The organism is Enterococcus sp. DIV1726a (genome assembly GCF_051710985.1).
Taxonomy (GTDB): domain Bacteria; phylum Bacillota; class Bacilli; order Lactobacillales; family Enterococcaceae; genus Enterococcus_B; species Enterococcus_B hirae.
Genome location: NZ_JBIOLS010000001.1, coordinates 1,456,502 through 1,473,559 on the forward strand (window position 1 = coordinate 1,456,502; position 17,058 = coordinate 1,473,559).

General features: G+C 35.7%; 16 protein-coding genes. 14 read left to right on the forward strand and 2 right to left on the reverse strand.

Annotation, left to right across the window (positions count from 1 at the left end):
• The first annotated feature begins 70 nt into the window (after positions 1-70).
• The 6 genes from IGJ27_RS06575 to bsh all read left to right on the forward strand — a co-directional run bounded on the left by IGJ27_RS06575 (position 71) and on the right by bsh (position 5,145).
• Positions 71-460: a PaaI family thioesterase gene (locus tag IGJ27_RS06575; protein ID WP_178305940.1), complete on the forward strand. Its 390-nt coding sequence runs from the start codon at positions 71-73 to the stop codon at positions 458-460.
• Between the two features lie 289 nt (positions 461-749).
• Complete coding sequence (locus tag IGJ27_RS06580) at positions 750-1,598, forward strand: YitT family protein (RefSeq protein ID WP_010719119.1); 849 nt, start codon at positions 750-752, stop codon at positions 1,596-1,598.
• Between the two features lie 208 nt (positions 1,599-1,806).
• Entirely contained in the window at positions 1,807-2,217 is a 411-nt protein-coding gene (locus IGJ27_RS06585; RefSeq protein WP_010719118.1) for an organic hydroperoxide resistance protein, read from the forward strand.
• Between the two features lie 58 nt (positions 2,218-2,275).
• A complete protein-coding gene (locus tag IGJ27_RS06590; protein WP_088745335.1) occupies positions 2,276-2,707 on the forward strand; it encodes a MarR family winged helix-turn-helix transcriptional regulator in 432 nt (143 codons plus the stop codon).
• A 131-nt stretch (positions 2,708-2,838) separates the two neighbouring features.
• Positions 2,839-3,864, forward strand: a complete 1,026-nt coding sequence (locus IGJ27_RS06595; RefSeq protein ID WP_010737621.1) for an AI-2E family transporter — start codon at positions 2,839-2,841, stop codon at positions 3,862-3,864.
• Between the two features lie 303 nt (positions 3,865-4,167).
• Complete coding sequence (bsh, locus tag IGJ27_RS06600) at positions 4,168-5,145, forward strand: choloylglycine hydrolase (protein WP_034866541.1); 978 nt, start codon at positions 4,168-4,170, stop codon at positions 5,143-5,145.
• A 124-nt stretch (positions 5,146-5,269) separates the two neighbouring features.
• Here bsh and IGJ27_RS06605 read toward each other — a convergent pair whose 3' ends face one another.
• Positions 5,270-6,469, reverse strand: a complete 1,200-nt coding sequence (locus tag IGJ27_RS06605) for an LPXTG cell wall anchor domain-containing protein (RefSeq protein ID WP_178305939.1) — start codon at positions 6,467-6,469, stop codon at positions 5,270-5,272.
• Positions 6,470-6,612: 143 nt separating this feature from the next.
• Between IGJ27_RS06605 and IGJ27_RS06610 the strand changes: the two genes are divergently transcribed.
• The 8 genes from IGJ27_RS06610 (at position 6,613) to IGJ27_RS06645 (ending at position 14,890) form a co-directional block, all read left to right on the forward strand.
• Positions 6,613-8,160 carry a helix-turn-helix domain-containing protein gene (locus tag IGJ27_RS06610; RefSeq protein WP_034698053.1) on the forward strand — a complete coding sequence of 516 codons (1,548 nt, stop codon included), beginning with the start codon at positions 6,613-6,615 and terminating at the stop codon, positions 8,158-8,160.
• Between the two features lie 212 nt (positions 8,161-8,372).
• On the forward strand, positions 8,373-8,936 hold the full coding sequence (ahpC, locus tag IGJ27_RS06615) for an alkyl hydroperoxide reductase subunit C (RefSeq protein ID WP_010737626.1): 564 nt from the start codon (positions 8,373-8,375) through the stop codon (positions 8,934-8,936).
• A gap of 11 nt (positions 8,937-8,947) precedes the next feature.
• Positions 8,948-10,483 (forward strand): alkyl hydroperoxide reductase subunit F, encoded by a 1,536-nt coding sequence (gene ahpF / locus IGJ27_RS06620; protein WP_178305938.1) that lies wholly within the window; start codon positions 8,948-8,950, stop codon positions 10,481-10,483.
• A gap of 166 nt (positions 10,484-10,649) precedes the next feature.
• Entirely contained in the window at positions 10,650-10,997 is a 348-nt protein-coding gene (locus tag IGJ27_RS06625; protein WP_218619966.1) for a DUF2200 domain-containing protein, read from the forward strand.
• A 70-nt stretch (positions 10,998-11,067) separates the two neighbouring features.
• A complete protein-coding gene (locus tag IGJ27_RS06630; RefSeq protein WP_053766849.1) occupies positions 11,068-11,592 on the forward strand; it encodes a DUF308 domain-containing protein in 525 nt (174 codons plus the stop codon).
• Positions 11,593-11,838: 246 nt separating this feature from the next.
• Entirely contained in the window at positions 11,839-12,990 is a 1,152-nt protein-coding gene (locus IGJ27_RS06635; RefSeq protein WP_010719107.1) for a cation:proton antiporter, read from the forward strand.
• Positions 12,991-13,061: 71 nt separating this feature from the next.
• Positions 13,062-13,514 (forward strand): MarR family transcriptional regulator, encoded by a 453-nt coding sequence (locus IGJ27_RS06640; RefSeq protein WP_063627145.1) that lies wholly within the window; start codon positions 13,062-13,064, stop codon positions 13,512-13,514.
• Between the two features lie 173 nt (positions 13,515-13,687).
• Positions 13,688-14,890, forward strand: coding sequence for an MFS transporter (locus IGJ27_RS06645; RefSeq protein ID WP_161651692.1), 1,203 nt, complete (start codon positions 13,688-13,690; stop codon positions 14,888-14,890).
• Between the two features lie 113 nt (positions 14,891-15,003).
• Here IGJ27_RS06645 and pbp4 read toward each other — a convergent pair whose 3' ends face one another.
• Positions 15,004-17,040, reverse strand: coding sequence for a penicillin-binding protein PBP4(5) (gene pbp4, locus IGJ27_RS06650; protein ID WP_178305937.1), 2,037 nt, complete (start codon positions 17,038-17,040; stop codon positions 15,004-15,006).
• Between the last annotated feature and the right edge of the window lie 18 nt (positions 17,041-17,058).

A 17,058-nucleotide genomic window follows, 5' to 3' on the forward strand; every position in this document is an offset into this window, starting at 1 on the left:
TGTAATTTTATATTTTTTAAGAATTTCTGTTATACTATTCAAAAAACAAAAAAAGGAATGAAACCTAAAAATGAATTTAATCGAATATTTACAGATTGAGACAATGTCTATCTCAAAAGAACAGGTTGAATTGTTACTACCGATTTCTGACATCCATCTCCAACCTTTTGGCTTCCTTCATGGCGGAATCAACGGTATCTTGATTGAAACCGCTTGTAGTATTGGTGCTAACCAACATTTAAGCTCGCCACAATATGCGGTAGGTGTAGATTTACACGTCAACCACCTTAACAGCACTCAAAATGGACAATTACGAGTGATCGCACGTCCGACTAAAATTGGACGCTCTATCCAATTTTGGGCAGCTGAAATTTATTTAGAAAAAGAAAACAAACTAACCCCTGCTCATCTTATTGCCAATGGTTCTTGCACACTAACTGTTCGTAACGAATCGACATGACGTTGCATTTATGTCCAACCTTTCATTCATTAAATTTCCATCTTTATTTGCTCTTTATCGAAATAAGGAAAAGTAAAAGACATCTTTCATTTTTATTTCAATCGATAAAAAATATTAATATTCACTATCTATAGCAACATAGTGGACTCATAGCTCCTCTATTTCTCGACCCGAAATGTTAGACTAACCTAACATTTTTTTAAAATAGTAGTTAACTTTAGGTTGATATTACGTTATAATGAAAAAAGCACCAAAAAATTAAAATACAATAATGAATGGATGTGAATGGATGAAGCAAATGAAAACGATGATTTGGACATACATAAAAATAATGTTTGCCTTAACCATTTTAGGCGTAGGTATCAATATGTTTTTAGGCCCCCACCATATCGCAGCAGGCGGTGTGAGTGGTTTAGGTATTCTCTTAGAATCGGCTTTAGGTTTTGATCGTGCAATGGTCATTTTAGTATTAAATATCATCATGTTGGTATTAGCACTTGTATTTCTTGGAAAAAAACCTTTTTTCAAAGTGCTTTTTGGAAGTCTTGTCTTTCCGCTGATTATTGCGGTCGTCCCTGAAATGATGGTTACGTCGGATCGTTTACTTTCAGTGATCTTTGGTAGTGCGATCTTTGCTCTGGGTGTCGCTATTTTATACAAAAATAATTCTTCAAGTGGCGGAACAACTATTCCACCACTGATCTTCAAAAAGTACTTTCATTTGAATACTTCGATTGGTTTATTGGTAACAGATGCGTTTGTTGTATCACTTAATTTATTTATTTTTGGGTTTGAAGAGTTTTTATATGCCATTCTTTCGATCGTAATTACCTCGATTGTAATGTCTTATATTGAAACAGGAATGAATCGTAAAAAATCGATAATGGTGATGAGCGAAACCTCTATCGAAGAAATCCGCCAACGTTTAAGTGCGGAAATTGGTCGTGGCTTAACTTTATTAGAAGCAAAAGGTGGCTACAACCGCAAATCTAAAGAAGTTTTATTGATCGTCGTAACAGACCAAGAGTTTTCAAGAGTCAAACCATTGATTGAAGAAATCGACCCTACTGCTTTTGTGATTGTCAGCAGTGTAGCTGAAGTAACTGGTAGTGGCTTCACTTACCATCCAATTGAGTAATAAGAAGCTTATTCATAAATACTTCCTCTTCTATTTTTGAATTTCTTCTAAAAATTGATTCTGCTTAAATAATTTATCTAAAACGAGTGATGCCATAACGTGTAGTCGCTCGTTTTTTTATGCCCATGCTGAAACGAATTAGTTGCCTTTCTCAATTAAGTTGTATACAATTTAATTGTACAAAATCAAATTTAAAGGAGTGTTTTTTATGAAAAAAATGTATTCTACAAAAATGATCAATACTGGTGGTCGTTCAGGTGAAGTTCATAGTCCAGATCATTCATTTGAACTTGCAATTGCGGCTCCTGGACGTCGTGTAGCCGATGCGACGAATCCTGAGCAATTATTTGCAGCAGGTTTCAGTGCTTGTTTCAATAGTGCGTTAGAATTGATCAAAAATCAAAAAAATATCTCTGGTGCTTCTACCATCAGTGCTCAAGTATCTTTGTATGCTGAAAATGAAATGAGTTTTGTTTTAGGCGTTGAAATTGAAGGTCATGTTGAAGGTCTCTCTTTAGAGGAAACACAAGAATTATTGGAAGCAGCTCATAAGGTTTGCCCATATTCTAAAGCAACTGCAGGTAATATTGAAGTGACATTGACTGCTGTTAACAGCTAGACATTTATTACAAAATCAGCTATGCTAACAAGGAACTACGAGAATCGAGGTGGAGAAAATGGAAGATTTATATTTAGAAAACCAGTTGTGCTTTCCTTTATATGCCACCTCTAAAGAAATCATTCGCTCGTACAACCCTTTGCTGAAGCCTTTAGATTTAACTTACACGCAATACCTGGTAATGCTTGTTTTATGGGAAAACCAACAAGTCACAATGAAAGAACTTGGTAGCTTACTTTGTTTAGATTCTGGAACCTTGACGCCCGTCATAAAAAAAATGGCTGACAAAGGCCTACTTCAAAGAAGAAGAGCAGATAAAGACGAGCGTATTACGATTCTATCACTGACTTCTAATGGAAAAGCTTTAGAAGAAAAAGCAAAAGATATTCCTGCTAAAATATTCGCGAGTCTTCCACTTGAACCGGATGAGCTTGTTCTTTTGCAAAAACTCAGCAAGAAAATGCTAACTAATTTTCGGGAAAAACACTAGGAACTAAACAGTCAAACTGCAGACATTGCTCATCAATGTCTGCAGTTTTTATTTTTTTCTTCCTAATTCCCTATTTCCGCTTTATAATCAAATATGTACGCTATGACTTAAATTACTTGGAGGTTGTTGATTTGTCTGTTTACCAACGCTTTTTGGCGAATGAAAAAATTCGTCGTATGACTGTTCTATTAATCATTATTGTAGTCCTTTTTCTTGTAAGAAGCATGATTACAACAATTTTACTAACTTTTATTTTTACGTATTTAATGATTCACTTAGTGCAAATTATCCAACGATTCATTAAGGTTCCAACCGGAGTATTAACCATTATTGTTTATGCTCTTGTGGTTTACCTAATCTATTTAGCATTTACAATTTATATCCCCGTCTTGGTACACCAAACATTTGACATGGTCAAATCAGTCATCAATTTCTATGAACATCAACCCAAAGACGCTGATCCGGTTTTACTTTATATCCATAATTACATTGAAAGAAATGATTTCTTTGAACAATTACAAAATGGTGCATCAATTGCTTTAGGCTATTTGCAAGACTTTGGTAAGATGGCTGTCGCCTTTACTATGTCTTTTATCTTAAGTTTCTTTTTTATGATCGAAAAGAAAAAAACAATCCTATTTTCCCGCTTATTCTTAAAAGGCGAATTTTCTTGGTTCTTCCAAGACATTTATTACTTTGCTGATAAATTTGTCAATACCTTTGGATTAGTATTAGAGGCACAGTTCATTATTGCTTTATTAAACACGATCCTCACAACGATTGCTTTAGCTGCTTTTGGTTTCCATCAGTTGCTTAGTTTAGCAATTATGATCTTTATTTTAAGTTTGATCCCAGTTGCTGGTGTCATTATCTCTTGTGTGCCCTTATCCTTTATTGCGTATTCTCAAGGTGGCATAAAAGATGTGGTTTACATCTTATTAACGATTTTAATCGTCCATTTACTTGAATCTTATGTTTTGAATCCAAAATTGATGTCTAGTAAAACAGAATTACCGATTTTCTATACCTTTATTGTATTATTGATCAGCGAACGCTTTTTAGGAGTATGGGGTTTGATTGTTGGTATTCCAATTTTTACATTCTTATTAGATATATTAAAAGTGAAAGAAATTCCCAACCATCCCCTCAAAGAGTGACTTTCTTTGAATCAGAACCTGTAAGATTTACTTCAGTTTAATTGTCATAAAAATTTTGTGACGTCTCTAGCTCTGAGAAATAAGTCGAAGAATCCCTTCTAGTTAGGGCATTCTTCGGCTTATTTTCCGCTAAAATTTTCTAGAACACCGCACACTTATCTTGTTAATCCTTACAAAGTAAATCCATCTTAGAAAAGATCTTTTTTATAACAGGAGTTTTTTTAATCACAAATCAGTTTTTCTGGTAAAAAATTAAAATTGGTATTATCATTAATTTATATTAATAAAAGGAGGAGATGTATCATGTGTACATCCATTGTTTATGCAACTAAAGATCATTATTTTGGACGAAACTTAGATTTAGAGCTTTCTTATGGACAAGTAGTGACAATTACGCCTAGAAACTATCCTTTTAAATTTCGTCGAACGGATCCTCTACCCTCTCACTATGCGTTAATTGGTATGGCTGCAGTTGTTGATAATTATCCGTTATATTTTGAAGCAACAAATGAAAAAGGACTTAGCATGGCAGGTTTGAATTTCCCTGAAAATGCTCATTACTTTGAAGAAGACTCTGGTAAAACCAATATCTCACCATTCGAATTTATCCCTTGGTTATTAGGAAAATGCGCAACAATCGATGAGGCAAAAAAATTACTTGCTGAGATCAACTTAGTAAATATCAATTTTAGTGAAGAACTTCCACTTTCTCCTCTTCACTGGATGCTTGCTGACCAAAATGAAGCTCTCGTGATCGAATCAACCATTGATGGTTTGAAAATTTACAATAATCCAGTCGGTGTGTTAACAAATAATCCACCTTTTGATTATCAATTGTTTAATTTAAATAACTACCGTCATGTTTCTCCTACTGTATCTTCCAATCATTTTGCGAAAAATCTAGAGTTGGATGTGTATAGTCGTGGAATGGGTGGATTAGGCTTACCAGGCGACTTATCATCTGCTTCTCGTTTCGTAAAAGCTGCCTTTACAAAATGGCAATCAGTCTCAGGAGATTCAGAGATGGAGAGCGTGAACCAATTTTTCCATATATTAACATCCGTGGAACAACAAAAAGGATTGTGTGATGTAGGAAATGGGAAGTTTGAATATACGATTTATTCGTCTTGTTGTAACATGGACAAAGGGATCTATTACTATACTACTTACAACAATCACCAAATCACCGCAGTTGAAATGCATAAAGAAAATCTCGAAGGCACTGAATTGATTACTTATCCAGTGGTTGATCAAGAACAAATACATTATTTAAACAAATAAAAAATAAGTGATTTAATACTTATGGTTCATCACTTATTTTTCTAGTAATTTTCTATTTTATAAAGAAGAGAATGAGGATGTGCTCCTCATTCTCTTCTTTTAATAATAATGTTATTTGTTTGCTTTAACTTTGTTTTTCACTATTTCGTAACTTTCTCACTCCGAAAATAGAGAAAATGATAAGTGTAAACCCAAGATACATAAAACTTGGTGTTGCTTTATCTGCTGTTTTTGGTAATTGACCACTTATACCATTACCAAGAGATTTTTCATTATCTGAGAAATTATCATTGTTTATTTCATAATTGTTTTCATTTTTAGGTGTTAAACTACCTGATAAAGACATCTGATGCGATTTTTCTTTGATCATATCTGGCAAAATTACTTGATTTTTCGTATTAACATCAATTAAAGATTCCCCCACAGTTGGAAATTCTTCTTTCTTAGGTATCTCGATTTCCACTTGAGGTTTTTTCATTTCATCTGGCGTTGGATCAGTCGGTTCAACTGGATCTGGCTTTTCTTCTGGCGTTGGATCAGTCGGTTCGACTGGATCTGGCTTTTCTTCTGGCGTTGGATCAGTCGGTTCGACTGGATCTGGCTTTTCTTCTGGCGTTGGATCAGTCGGTTCAACTGGATCTGGCTTTTCTTCCGGTGTTGGATCAGTCGGTTCGACTGGATCTGGTTTTTCCTCCGGTGTTGGATCAGTCGGTTCGACTGGATCTGGTTTTTCTTCTGGCGTTGGATCAGTCGGTTCAACTGGATCTGGTTTTTCCTCCGGTGTTGGATCAGTTGGTTCAATTTCTGGTAATTCGGTAAAATTATCCTCATCAACATTAAGCATTTCTTCAACTGTCTGACGTTGACTATAAGGCGTAAGATGCTGATTATCTGTCGGACTGCCATCAGCTACTTTGATCGTAAATAATGCTGGCTTTGTTAAATGTTGATTTAATGTTACAGTAAAGGTAAAACTAGCCTTATGTCCATTAATCTGAAGCGTAGTTGGATCGTACCCAATCGTCAATGCTGGATCAACATTCTCAAATACTACATTGGATTGTGAGATTGGTTGTCTATCGCCTGAATAGCTGACACTGGCTTTGACTGGTACCGTTTTTCCCACCGGAAATTTCATGATTCCTGAATTTGTTGTGGAAAATTCATCCTGTAGTGTGATACAATTCACGTTTGCCCACCCAGGCTCTTTCGTTTTAGTAACGATTGGGTGGTGCTCTTCAATCTTTACTTGTTGCGTTGCTTCGGCAGTTACCGATAGGCCTGTCAAAGCAACAGTAGCCATTATAAGTTTTAAGTGATTCATTTTTACATCTCCCCCGTTTCAAACACTTTTGGCTTGCAATACATAAGATAATACAAACGGCTAAAATATTATTACTGTTTTTTTGTTCAAAATAGCTAATTTTTTAGTAAAATGCTGGATGGAAAATCAAATGGAGGAATAACATGCAAACACAAGAAGCAATCAAAAAGTATCTTTTAAATAAAAAAAGTGTTACCAAGCTCAATATTTTTCTTTTTCTTGCAGAACACCCATTCTTCATTACCACTCACTACCTCGCTGATTATTTTGAGATGTCTGATTCTAATTTTTTGCTTTATCTCCAAGAATTAGAACAGGATTTTATGACACTTGATTTAGAAGATGTTTCTTTGATCAGGCAAAAGAAATTTGTCCAGTTAGATTTAAAGAATACAGATAGTGCAAAATGTTATTATGAATTATTTGGTAAATACTGTTTAGAATCGACAAATTTTAAAATTTTAACAGCCCTGTTAGAACCAACTGGTCATTCAATTGTTAGCATTAGTCAAACAACAAATTACAGCTCCTCTTATCTTTATTCCAAAATGAAAGCTGTCAATCAGTTCCTTAAATTGTATGGGATTGCATTTAAATTTACAGCTAAAGGAAAAAAAATCGTAGCAGGAACGGAAGTACAGATCCAGTATTGTTTTTTAGATGTTTATTGGAATATTTTTTCAAATACTTCTGTCCCCTATGGCATGGAAACTCCACAATCTATTACGTATGAACTAACAACTTATTTTAAACAAGAATTACTTGATGCCCTAAGTGGAGGGATGAAAGAGAAATTATTTTTACTATTAAAAATCTGTGTAGAGAACTTTCCAGTTACATCGTTGAAGAATGTCCAAAGAGAGTTTAAAGAATATGACTATATTGAATACTTGGTTACTCCAGAATTTGATTTGCTTAACGATCATTTATCTATTTGTCATGAACAGCGGGTTTTAATCAACCTGTTAGCAAGATTAGCGATTTCAAAACTAGAAAGTGACGAGCTTAGCTTTCAACATTACCAAATGTTACTAGAAGCTAATGTTCCTTACATCGTTTACTCTAAAAAGCTAGTGGAGTCTTTTAGCCGACACTTTCATTTAAAAGTACCAGTAAACCAACAAAAACTTTATGCCTTGAACTTTGCTCGAAATAAACTTTTCAGTACTTTTTTGAATCCTGATCAACCCAATACTCCTTTACCTACCTATACTTTATATGAAGGGAAAGAAAATTTTGAAAACTTACAAAATGAAATCAAACAATTCTACGTCACTTTTAGACAAAAAATCAGTAAAGAGCTGCCAGATCTATTGATCAAAGAAAATATGCAATGGATCGTTGAAGACTTACTTCATTTGTATGATCGCTTTAAACCTCAACACTCGATCGTTATAGGTATCAATTACACCAAGGATTTTTATGTGAGTAAAGATTTGATGGTCAAAATCGAGCAGATCTTTTCTTCCGAATCGATCATCATCCAAAAAAATTATATGGAAGAATGTGATATCATCGTCAGTGATTGTCCCTTAGAGCATCTGCCGTCACACATCAAAAAAATCTATTTATTGGACAATTATGTAACACCGCAAGAATGGAAAAAAGTAATTACTCAAATTGCTGGATATATCTTTGAATTAAAACAAGAAAATGATTATACATCTTGCACACCATTTTCTAATAAATGATCCAATGCAGCCGTTCATGGAAAAATAGTCGACGAATCCTACTAGACAAAGGAAGCAGCCACTATTCCCATGTACGGCTTTTTCTATTGCACCTATAAATAACCTCCTATTTTTACGAGACATTCTTAAAATAACCAAAAAACCTTTGACTTTGCAACCGTTATTAAATTATATTAATTATAAATAAAGCAAAATAAATTGGAGGTTTTCATATGTCATTGATTGGAAAAAAAGTTGGAGAATTTACCGCACAAGCTTATAAAAACGGAGAATTTATCGATATCAGCGATGCTAATCTTACTGGTAATTGGAGTATTATTTGCTTTTATCCAGCAGATTTCACTTTCGTATGTCCAACAGAATTAGAGGATTTACAGGAACAATACGATGAATTAAAATCACTAGGCGTCCAAGTATTTTCTTGTTCAACGGATACCCACTTTACACATAAAGCATGGCATGACTCATCTGAAGCTATCGGAAAAATAGAATATGCCATGATTGGCGACCCTTCTCACCACATTTCTCGTTTATTTGATGTATTGAATGAAGAAAGTGGACTTGCACAAAGAGGAACTTTTATCATAGATCCAGATGGTATCGTACAAGCAATGGAAATCAATGCTGATGGTATTGGACGTGACGCAAGTGCCTTGATTGACAAAATCAAAGCCGCACAATACGTACGTACGCATCCTGGTGAAGTTTGTCCAGCGAAATGGAAAGAAAGTGGCGAAACACTAAAACCTAGTTTCGATCTTGTTGGAAAGATTTAGAGGATGAGCCGATGTTAGATAAGGAAACGAAACAAAATTTAGCTCAATATCTTGATTTAATGGAAGCACCAGTTGTTTTTTCGGTTAGTACAGATGACACAGCCAATTCCCAACAACTATTCGAGTTTGTGAACGAAGTGGCAGATATGACTGATAAAATTACGGTTGAACAAAAGACGTTGCCACGTACCCCTAGCTTTGAAATCAATTCTTTACAAAAGACTAGCGGGATCACTTTCGCAGGTATTCCTTTAGGCCACGAATTTGCATCTTTCCTCCTTGCTTTATTACAAGTAAGTGGACGACCACCTAAAATAGCTGATACTTTGATTCAATCCATTTTAAAAATTAATCAACCTCTACATTTTGAGAGCTATGTCAGTTTAACTTGTCACAACTGCCCTGATGTTGTTCAAGCGTTAAACATTTTAGCGGTTTTAAATCCGTTGATCACCCATACGATGATCGAAGGTGGGATGTATCAGCATGAAATCACTGAAAAACAAATCATGGCCGTGCCAACCGTCTTTTTAAACGAAAAAGAATTTGCTAGTGGACGAATGACGATTGAACAAATTTTAGGAAAAATAGCTGGCCCGAATCTAATGGAACAAAAGGAAATCAATACAAAAGAATTATTTGACGTTCTGGTTATTGGTGGTGGACCAGCAGCAAGCAGCGCAGCGATTTACGCAGTTAGAAAAGGCCTCCGTACTGGACTCGTAACTGATACACTTGGCGGTCAAGTCGTAGAAACGTTAGGCATCGAAAATCTAATCGGTACACCTTACACAGAAGGTCCACGATTGATGAAACAAGTCGAAGAACATTTACGGTCTTATCCTGTTGATGTTATGACAAATCAACAAGTTGTGTCACTAAACAAAGGAGCAGATCTCTTTGAAATCAATTTAAAAAGCGGCAATCAGCTGAAATCAAAAACAACGATTGTTGCAACAGGAGCTCATTGGCGTTCAATCAATGTTCCTGGTGAAAAAGAATTTAAAAACAAAGGAATTGCCTATTGTCCTCATTGCGATGGTCCCCTCTTTGCCGGAAAAGAAATCGCAGTGATTGGTGGCGGAAATTCAGGGATTGAAGCTGCCATTGATTTAGCTGGGTTGGCGAAACATGTATATATTTTAGAGTTTCTTCCGACACTTAAAGCAGACCAAGTATTACAAAATAAACTAGCTACTTTAACAAATGTCACTGTCATTCTAAATGCCCAGACGAAAGAAATCAGTGGTCAGACAAAGGTTGATTCGTTGAGTTATATCGACCGTTCCACCCAAGAAGAACACACAATAGCTGTTTCAGGTGTGTTTATTCTGATTGGTTTGGTTCCTAATACGGACTGGTTAGCTGGAACACTTGAGTTAAATGATCGAGGAGAAATCAAGACTGATGCCCATGGTGCTACTAGTGAAGCAGGTCTTTACGCTGCAGGTGATTGTACAGACAGTGCTTATAAACAGATCATTATTGCTATGGGTTCGGGTGCTACAGCAGCCCTTGGTGCATTTGACTATTTAATGAGAAACTAAAGAATAGTAAATGCACTTTAGACTATGTAAAGGTTAAGGCGTTTTTTTCATCAACTTGCCTTAGCCTTTTGTTTATGCTTATTTTCTGTTTTGATAATAGCGATAAGTACACATTTATTGAACAAACGAATATAATAAAAGAAAACTTATCGCAGGAGGTGCTATCATGAATCAACGAATTTTCACCATGAGTTTCTCAAGTGTCTACCCTCTCTATGTAAAAAAAGCTGAGAAAAAAGGACGCTCTCTGTCCGAAGTGGATGAAATCATCCGTTGGTTAACTGGTTATACCAAAGAAGAATTACAAAAACAACTGGAAAACGAAGTAACGTTCCAAGTCTTCTTTGAACAAGCACCCAAACTGAATCCAAACAGACAGTTGATAACTGGGGTGATTTGTGGTGTGCGAGTGGAAACGATCAAAGACCCACTGATGCAGGAAATACGTTATTTAGATAAGCTAATTGATGAACTTGCAAAAGGCAAGAAAATGGATAAAATATTAAGAAGCTAAATAAAAAAACAGGTTTTTGTTTGGTAGAATAACCGTTTACCGTTACAATAGAATAAAAGGAGGTTATGTTATGTTTGAAATGATACGAACGAATTTTCAGCGTTACGCATTGCTAAGGTCAGCCATTTACATCATTGCCGGACTTGCAATTGTGATCAATCCGACAGCTGTATTCCATTTTATTGGCTACCTCATTACAGCGTATTTTGTTTTATTGGGGATTTTGAATCTTTTAGAAGCAAATAAAAACCGAAAACAAACGGGTGCATGGGGATTTGGTTTAATTAGCGGGATTGCATTTTTTATTCTCGCACTAATCGTGTGGGTCTTTGCAGCAGCAATCGTCTCGCTCTTACCAGTTATCTTAGGTTTAGTTATTATCCTAAAAAGTCTCTTTCAATTATTCGTCGGACTTAACACCCGTTCGAAAGGTTGGAGTGCTTATAGTATTCTCTTATTGATTGGTGGTTTGATTTTATTATTCAATCCATTCAAAAGCGTCATGATACTCTTCCAATTATTTGGTGGGCTATTAATTTTCATGGGTATCTCAGAAATCATTACCTATTTCAAAGTGAACAAGAGATATTCATAAGGAAAAAAGAGGTTGCATGTGTATTAGTTTGCTTAACTAGAAGATAGAAAAAGCTAATTTTCTAAAAGCTTTTCATTTCTAAGAGTAAAACTTTCTGAATGCTGCCTCTTTTTATTTGCTCTTAAAAATTTTTCATTTTCGAGTCTCTTTTTGCAGTTTTCTAGATAATCTCTTTTCACCACAAATAAAATAATTAATGTTATTATATATTTGAGACTATTGAATAAAGAAAGGTTTGACTATCTTATGGAGTTTATTGGTATTTTATGTTTAATCCTTGTTGCAACTACAATTGGTTCGCATATTTCGAGAAGATTTGGAATTCCGGCTGTTATTGGACAATTGTTAGTTGGTGTATTACTAGGACAAGCAGGACTTGGCTGGGTTCATCCTAATATTTTAGTTCATGATTTTTCTGAAATTGGTGTCATTTTGCTGATGTTCTTAGCAGGTTTGGAAAGTGATTTATCCTTATTGAAAAAATATTTTAAACCAGGAATGTTTGTAGCACTTTTAGGAATCCTCTTCCCTGTCTTTTTCGGTTGGCTTACTGGCGAGGCGTTTCAAGTAGCAAATAATGAAGCAATCTTTTTTGGGATTATTTTAGCTGCGACTTCTGTTAGTATCTCTGTCGAAGTACTAAAAGAACTGAATGTTGTGAATACGAAGGAAGGATCAACGATTCTAGGTGCCTCTGTCGTTGATGATATTCTGGTTGTTCTAGTGCTAAGCTTCAGTTTATCTTTTTTAACAGGTAAGTCTACGAGCAACCTACCTCTTCCTTTACTCTTGTTGGAACAACTATTCTATTTCTTATTTATCTTTTTATTAGTGAAATGGATCGCTCCATTTTTAATGTCTCTAGCAGAAAAAATCTATGCGAATTCAGCCATTATCATTATGTCATTAGTCATTTGCCTAGGAATGTCTTATTTAGCAGACCTGATTGGGTTAAGTTCAGTAATTGGGGCATTTTTTGCTGGGATTGCAGTGAGTCAAACAAAAGTAAAACATGAAGTTTACAATAATGTTGAAGCTTTAGGATATGCAGTATTCATCCCCGTCTTTTTTGTGAGTGTTGGTTTAGAAGTAGATTTTTCTAACTTTAGTGAACAGATACTATTTATTTTGATTTTGACACTCGTAGCGATTCTGACTAAACTTATTGGCGGATATATTGGAGCAAAATTCTCTGGTTTTTCTTCCAACAGTGCACTCATGGTAGGAGCTGGTATGATTTCTCGTGGTGAAATGGCACTGATTATTTTACAGATCGGACAACAAAGCAACTTGATTGAAAATCACTACTACTCTCCTTTAGTGATCGTTGTTTTGTTAAGTACTCTGATCTCACCTCTGATTCTTAAATATTTCACTAAAAAAGTATACGCCAATTAACTTACTATCTATCAATGAATGTTGTGATGATAATGTCCATTCGTTATACTAGAGAAAAAGGACGGTGAAAAATGGACTCAAGACTTAAATTGATTAGTGAGATGGTCGATCTGACTAACGAGATCACTTGGCGTAATAAACCAAAATTAGAACAAGTACTCGAAGGCTATTCTTTAAATGAGATCGACTTAATCGAAAAAGTAGCATCAATTCCAAATCCAAATGTAACCAAATTAGCAAATGCTAGTTACATGACTCGTGGAGCGATTAGTAAGCTAACTAAAAAAATGATCACTAACGGCTTACTTGAAAGCTATCAGAAACCTGAAAATAAAAAAGAGCGTTACTTTCGCCTGACAGCTGAAGGTCAGCGTATTAACAAAATGCATCAAAAGCTCCATGAAGAATTTCTTAAAGAAAATGAGGTCGTTTTTCAACAAATGACTAAGGAAGAGTTTGATACTGTTTTTCGTTTTATCGGTCGCTTTAGAGAAAATTTAAAAAGAACAAAATTAGAAAAATAAAGTGCATGTGTAATCAACCGTGATCTTAAGATCACGGTTTTTTTTGCTCTCTGCTTCGTTAGATTTCATTCTTCTATCGTAGTATCTCTCCGTTTATTGTTGACAAGGAAACAATAAACATATACTATATAAAATGTTTCCTAGGAAACATTTTATAGCTAAGGAGTTTTGATATGAATACAACAATCAACAAACATGCACTCGTTTTTGGTTTCACTTCGGTCTTTTTGATTGGATTAGGGTTAACAATCGTTAATCCGGTCATCCCATTTATGGTAGAGCAATACACAAAAAACACACAGCAACAAGCAACCACGGTGACACTACTCAGTGCGATCTATGCTTTTTCCATGTTTTTAGCCGCCCCTATGTTAGGCGCACTCAGTGATCGATTTGGTCGGAAAATTATTTTGATCAGTAGTTTGTTTGGCTCTGCGATTGGGTACTATTTATTTGGCTTTGGTGGAGCTTTATGGATACTTTTTCTTGGTAGAATAATTGAGGGGCTGACCGGCGGTGAAATCTCAGCTATTCTAGCCTATTTTGCTGATTTGACGCCAATTGAAAGTCGAACAAAATATTTTGGATGGATTAGCGCGACGGTTGGGATTGGAACTGCAGCAGGTCCTTTGATTGGTGGGTTCTTGGCACAGTACGGACCAGCAACTCCCTTATACGTTGCCTCCTTTTTGTCTTTGAGTAATGCGGTTTACGGTTATTTTTTCATGCCTGAAAGTTTGACTAAACGTGAACGTACACGAAATCTTTCTCTTCAGCAAATCAATCCCTTCAAGCAACTCCAATTGGTTTTCACTTTTCGATCAGTCAAATGGTTATTGATCACAGGTTTTTTGATTTGGCTACCCAACGGCTCATTCCAAGCGATTTTTGCACAATTTTCAATTGATACTTTCCATCTATCGCCAATTATCATCGGCTTTACTTTCTCGTTAATTGGCATTATGGACATTTTTGCTCAACTGTTGATTATGCCGATTTTATTAAAATTTTGGCGAGAAAACCAGATCATCACTATGGGTATTATCAGTGAAATGATTGGTTATTCTGTCATCATCCTTTCCGCTTTTTATAGCTCGATCCCCTGCTTTATCATCGGCATGGTCTTTTTCGGGCTAGGTGATGCGATTTTTAGTCCTTCCTATAATGGTTTGATTTCAACGTATGCTAGTAAAGAGGACCAAGGAAAAATCCAAGGGGCTTCACAAAGCATCCAAGCATTAGCTAGAGTGATCGGTCCGATGATTGGTGGGCAACTATATGCTACTTTCCATCATACGATGCCATTCATTATTGGATTCATTTTATTAGGTTTAGCTACTTTTATCGTTAAACCAAAAGTAAAAAGATCATTCTAAAGCATCCCTATATAAAAAAACTAATCGAGTGACTGTAGTATTCTAAATAATTTAGGTTTCCTAGCCTAAATGTAAGTAGTGACTACAGTCATTGATTAGTTTTATTCATTCGTCTATTGATAGTTTTGATTCAAGTATTGGAGCAACTCAGGTGCACGTTTCGTTGCAGAATCACCTTCTGCTTTATCTTCTAACATGCTGATCATGAGATAACCATTTGTATCAGGATTCACAGCAAATAGGAAGCTATTTTCTTGTCCTTTTTCATCTTGTTTTTCTTTGATTTCCGCTGTACCAGTTTTTGCTGCTATTGGTATGCCTAAAGCAGCTAAAGAATGAGCGGTACCATTCGTATCTTGAACAACATCTTTCAAATCTGGCAGAATCGTCTGTACAGCTGTTGAAGCAATGACATTTTGTTTAACTTTCGTTTCTTTATCCATCTCTAATTTTGGATAAACGAGATTTCCATTATTAGCAAAAACAGAATACATCGTTGCTTGTTGGATCGGATTGATCAATAGTTCTCCCTGCCCATAACCAGTATCTGCTAATAAGATTTCTGACTTGAAACTATCCTTATTTGAGATTTGTGCGGGATTCATGCTGATCGGCAAATCTAAGTCTTCCCCAAAAATGAATTTATTTAATCCTTCGCGGAATTTCTTCTCACCCATTTTCAAGGTTTCTTGAGCCATATAGATATTATCTGAATAAATCATTGCATTTCTCAGATTGACTTGAGGCACATCGCTGACACGAGTAACTTGATACGATCCCCATGATTGGTCTTTTTGCCATTTCAATCCATTGATCGTCAATACTTCGTCTGGATTCAGCGTTTGATTATCTAATCCGATTGCGGCAGTAATCATTTTAAATGTAGATCCGGGAGCGTAACCGGTAGCAAAACGACTAATAAATGGTTGATCTTTATTTTCAGTATAGGCTTGATAATCTTCTTGGGAGATTCCATTTGTCATTTTGTTTGGATCATAACTTGGAGAGCTCGCTAATACTAACAACTCACCCGTTTTTGGCGAAGTCGCTACTGTTGAACCCGCTTTTCCACCTAAACTATCAAATGCGATTTTTTGAGCATCGGCATCAAGAGTCAATTTGATATCCTGACCATTTTTCACTTCTTGATCGATCAATACTTCTTTTTCTGCCCCATCAGCATCCGTAATACTCAATTTCCCCCCATTGGTGCCACGTAGTTCTTTGTCATAAGTCATTTCCAGACCAGAACGACCAATTTTACCATTACTACTTAATTCAGCATTCTTTTTGATATCTTCTGCTGAGATATCACCAACATAACCAATCAATTGCGCTGCTGCTTCGCCTAACGGATAGGTGCGACCATCAACTTCTTGGATCGCTGCTCCACTTGGTAATTCGGGGGTTTGTCCATCAATGATTTTTAGAGGAACAAAATAATCCGGTTGTACCCAACTTTGAGAGATAGCTTGATTGATTTCATCTTCTGAAAGATCGAAAGCTGCAGCAATTGCTTTGATGTTTGCTGTTTTCTCTTCTTTTTCTCCCAGCTTTCTAGGAACGATCCCTAACTGTTTCAATTTGCCCGTCGTTGCTAATTTCTTTCCATTTCGATCAAGGATATCACCTCTTTTAGCTTCCTCACTAGTCAGACTTACTTTGTCTGTATCTTCCATTTGAGGAAAAATCAAGTTCGGCTGCCAGTTGATTTTGATCTGATCATTTTTATTTGTCAAAGTTCCTTTATATGATAGGTCTTTTAATTCGCCTAAGCTTGTATTCATTTTAGCTTTATAAGAAAAAGAATAGGTTTCACTATCTTTTTTCGTCACTTTTAAATTAGAGATTTCCAAGCCTTTTATGGCCACAGCTCCGTAAATATTTTGGTATTTTTCAAGAGCTTCTTTTTCAGAAATTGTCTTCTTAGTCTGTGAATCAATTTGCGTGTATGACATCGCCTTTTTATAATCGCCAGTACTTAAACGTTCCGCAAACTGTTGGATCGTTTTTTCTCCTGCTGAAACCACTTGCTCTTCTTGCGTTTTTTGATAGTAAAAATACCCGCCACCAGCCGCAAGAACCAAAACAAGGGCACTTGTTAGATAAACACCAGTCTTGTTCCTACGATGATTGTCACTTCGTTTCATTTTGTCCCTCCGCTCACA

Bases quoted from the DNA above. Each gene is read 5' to 3' on its own strand.
- IGJ27_RS06575 (WP_178305940.1), top strand. From the start codon at position 71: ATGAATTTAATCGAATATTTACAGATTGAGACAATGTCTATCTCAAAA.
- IGJ27_RS06580 (WP_010719119.1), top strand. From the start codon at position 750: ATGAAGCAAATGAAAACGATGATTTGGACATACATAAAAATAATGTTT.
- IGJ27_RS06585 (WP_010719118.1), top strand. From the start codon at position 1,807: ATGAAAAAAATGTATTCTACAAAAATGATCAATACTGGTGGTCGTTCA.
- IGJ27_RS06590 (WP_088745335.1), top strand. From the start codon at position 2,276: ATGGAAGATTTATATTTAGAAAACCAGTTGTGCTTTCCTTTATATGCC.
- bsh (WP_034866541.1), top strand. From the start codon at position 4,168: ATGTGTACATCCATTGTTTATGCAACTAAAGATCATTATTTTGGACGA.
- IGJ27_RS06605 (WP_178305939.1), bottom strand. From the start codon at position 6,469: ATGAATCACTTAAAACTTATAATGGCTACTGTTGCTTTGACAGGCCTA.
- IGJ27_RS06610 (WP_034698053.1), top strand. From the start codon at position 6,613: ATGCAAACACAAGAAGCAATCAAAAAGTATCTTTTAAATAAAAAAAGT.
- ahpC (WP_010737626.1), top strand. From the start codon at position 8,373: ATGTCATTGATTGGAAAAAAAGTTGGAGAATTTACCGCACAAGCTTAT.
- ahpF (WP_178305938.1), top strand. From the start codon at position 8,948: ATGTTAGATAAGGAAACGAAACAAAATTTAGCTCAATATCTTGATTTA.
- IGJ27_RS06625 (WP_218619966.1), top strand. From the start codon at position 10,650: ATGAATCAACGAATTTTCACCATGAGTTTCTCAAGTGTCTACCCTCTC.
- IGJ27_RS06630 (WP_053766849.1), top strand. From the start codon at position 11,068: ATGTTTGAAATGATACGAACGAATTTTCAGCGTTACGCATTGCTAAGG.
- IGJ27_RS06635 (WP_010719107.1), top strand. From the start codon at position 11,839: ATGGAGTTTATTGGTATTTTATGTTTAATCCTTGTTGCAACTACAATT.
- IGJ27_RS06640 (WP_063627145.1), top strand. From the start codon at position 13,062: ATGGACTCAAGACTTAAATTGATTAGTGAGATGGTCGATCTGACTAAC.
- IGJ27_RS06645 (WP_161651692.1), top strand. From the start codon at position 13,688: ATGAATACAACAATCAACAAACATGCACTCGTTTTTGGTTTCACTTCG.
- pbp4 (WP_178305937.1), bottom strand. From the start codon at position 17,040: ATGAAACGAAGTGACAATCATCGTAGGAACAAGACTGGTGTTTATCTA.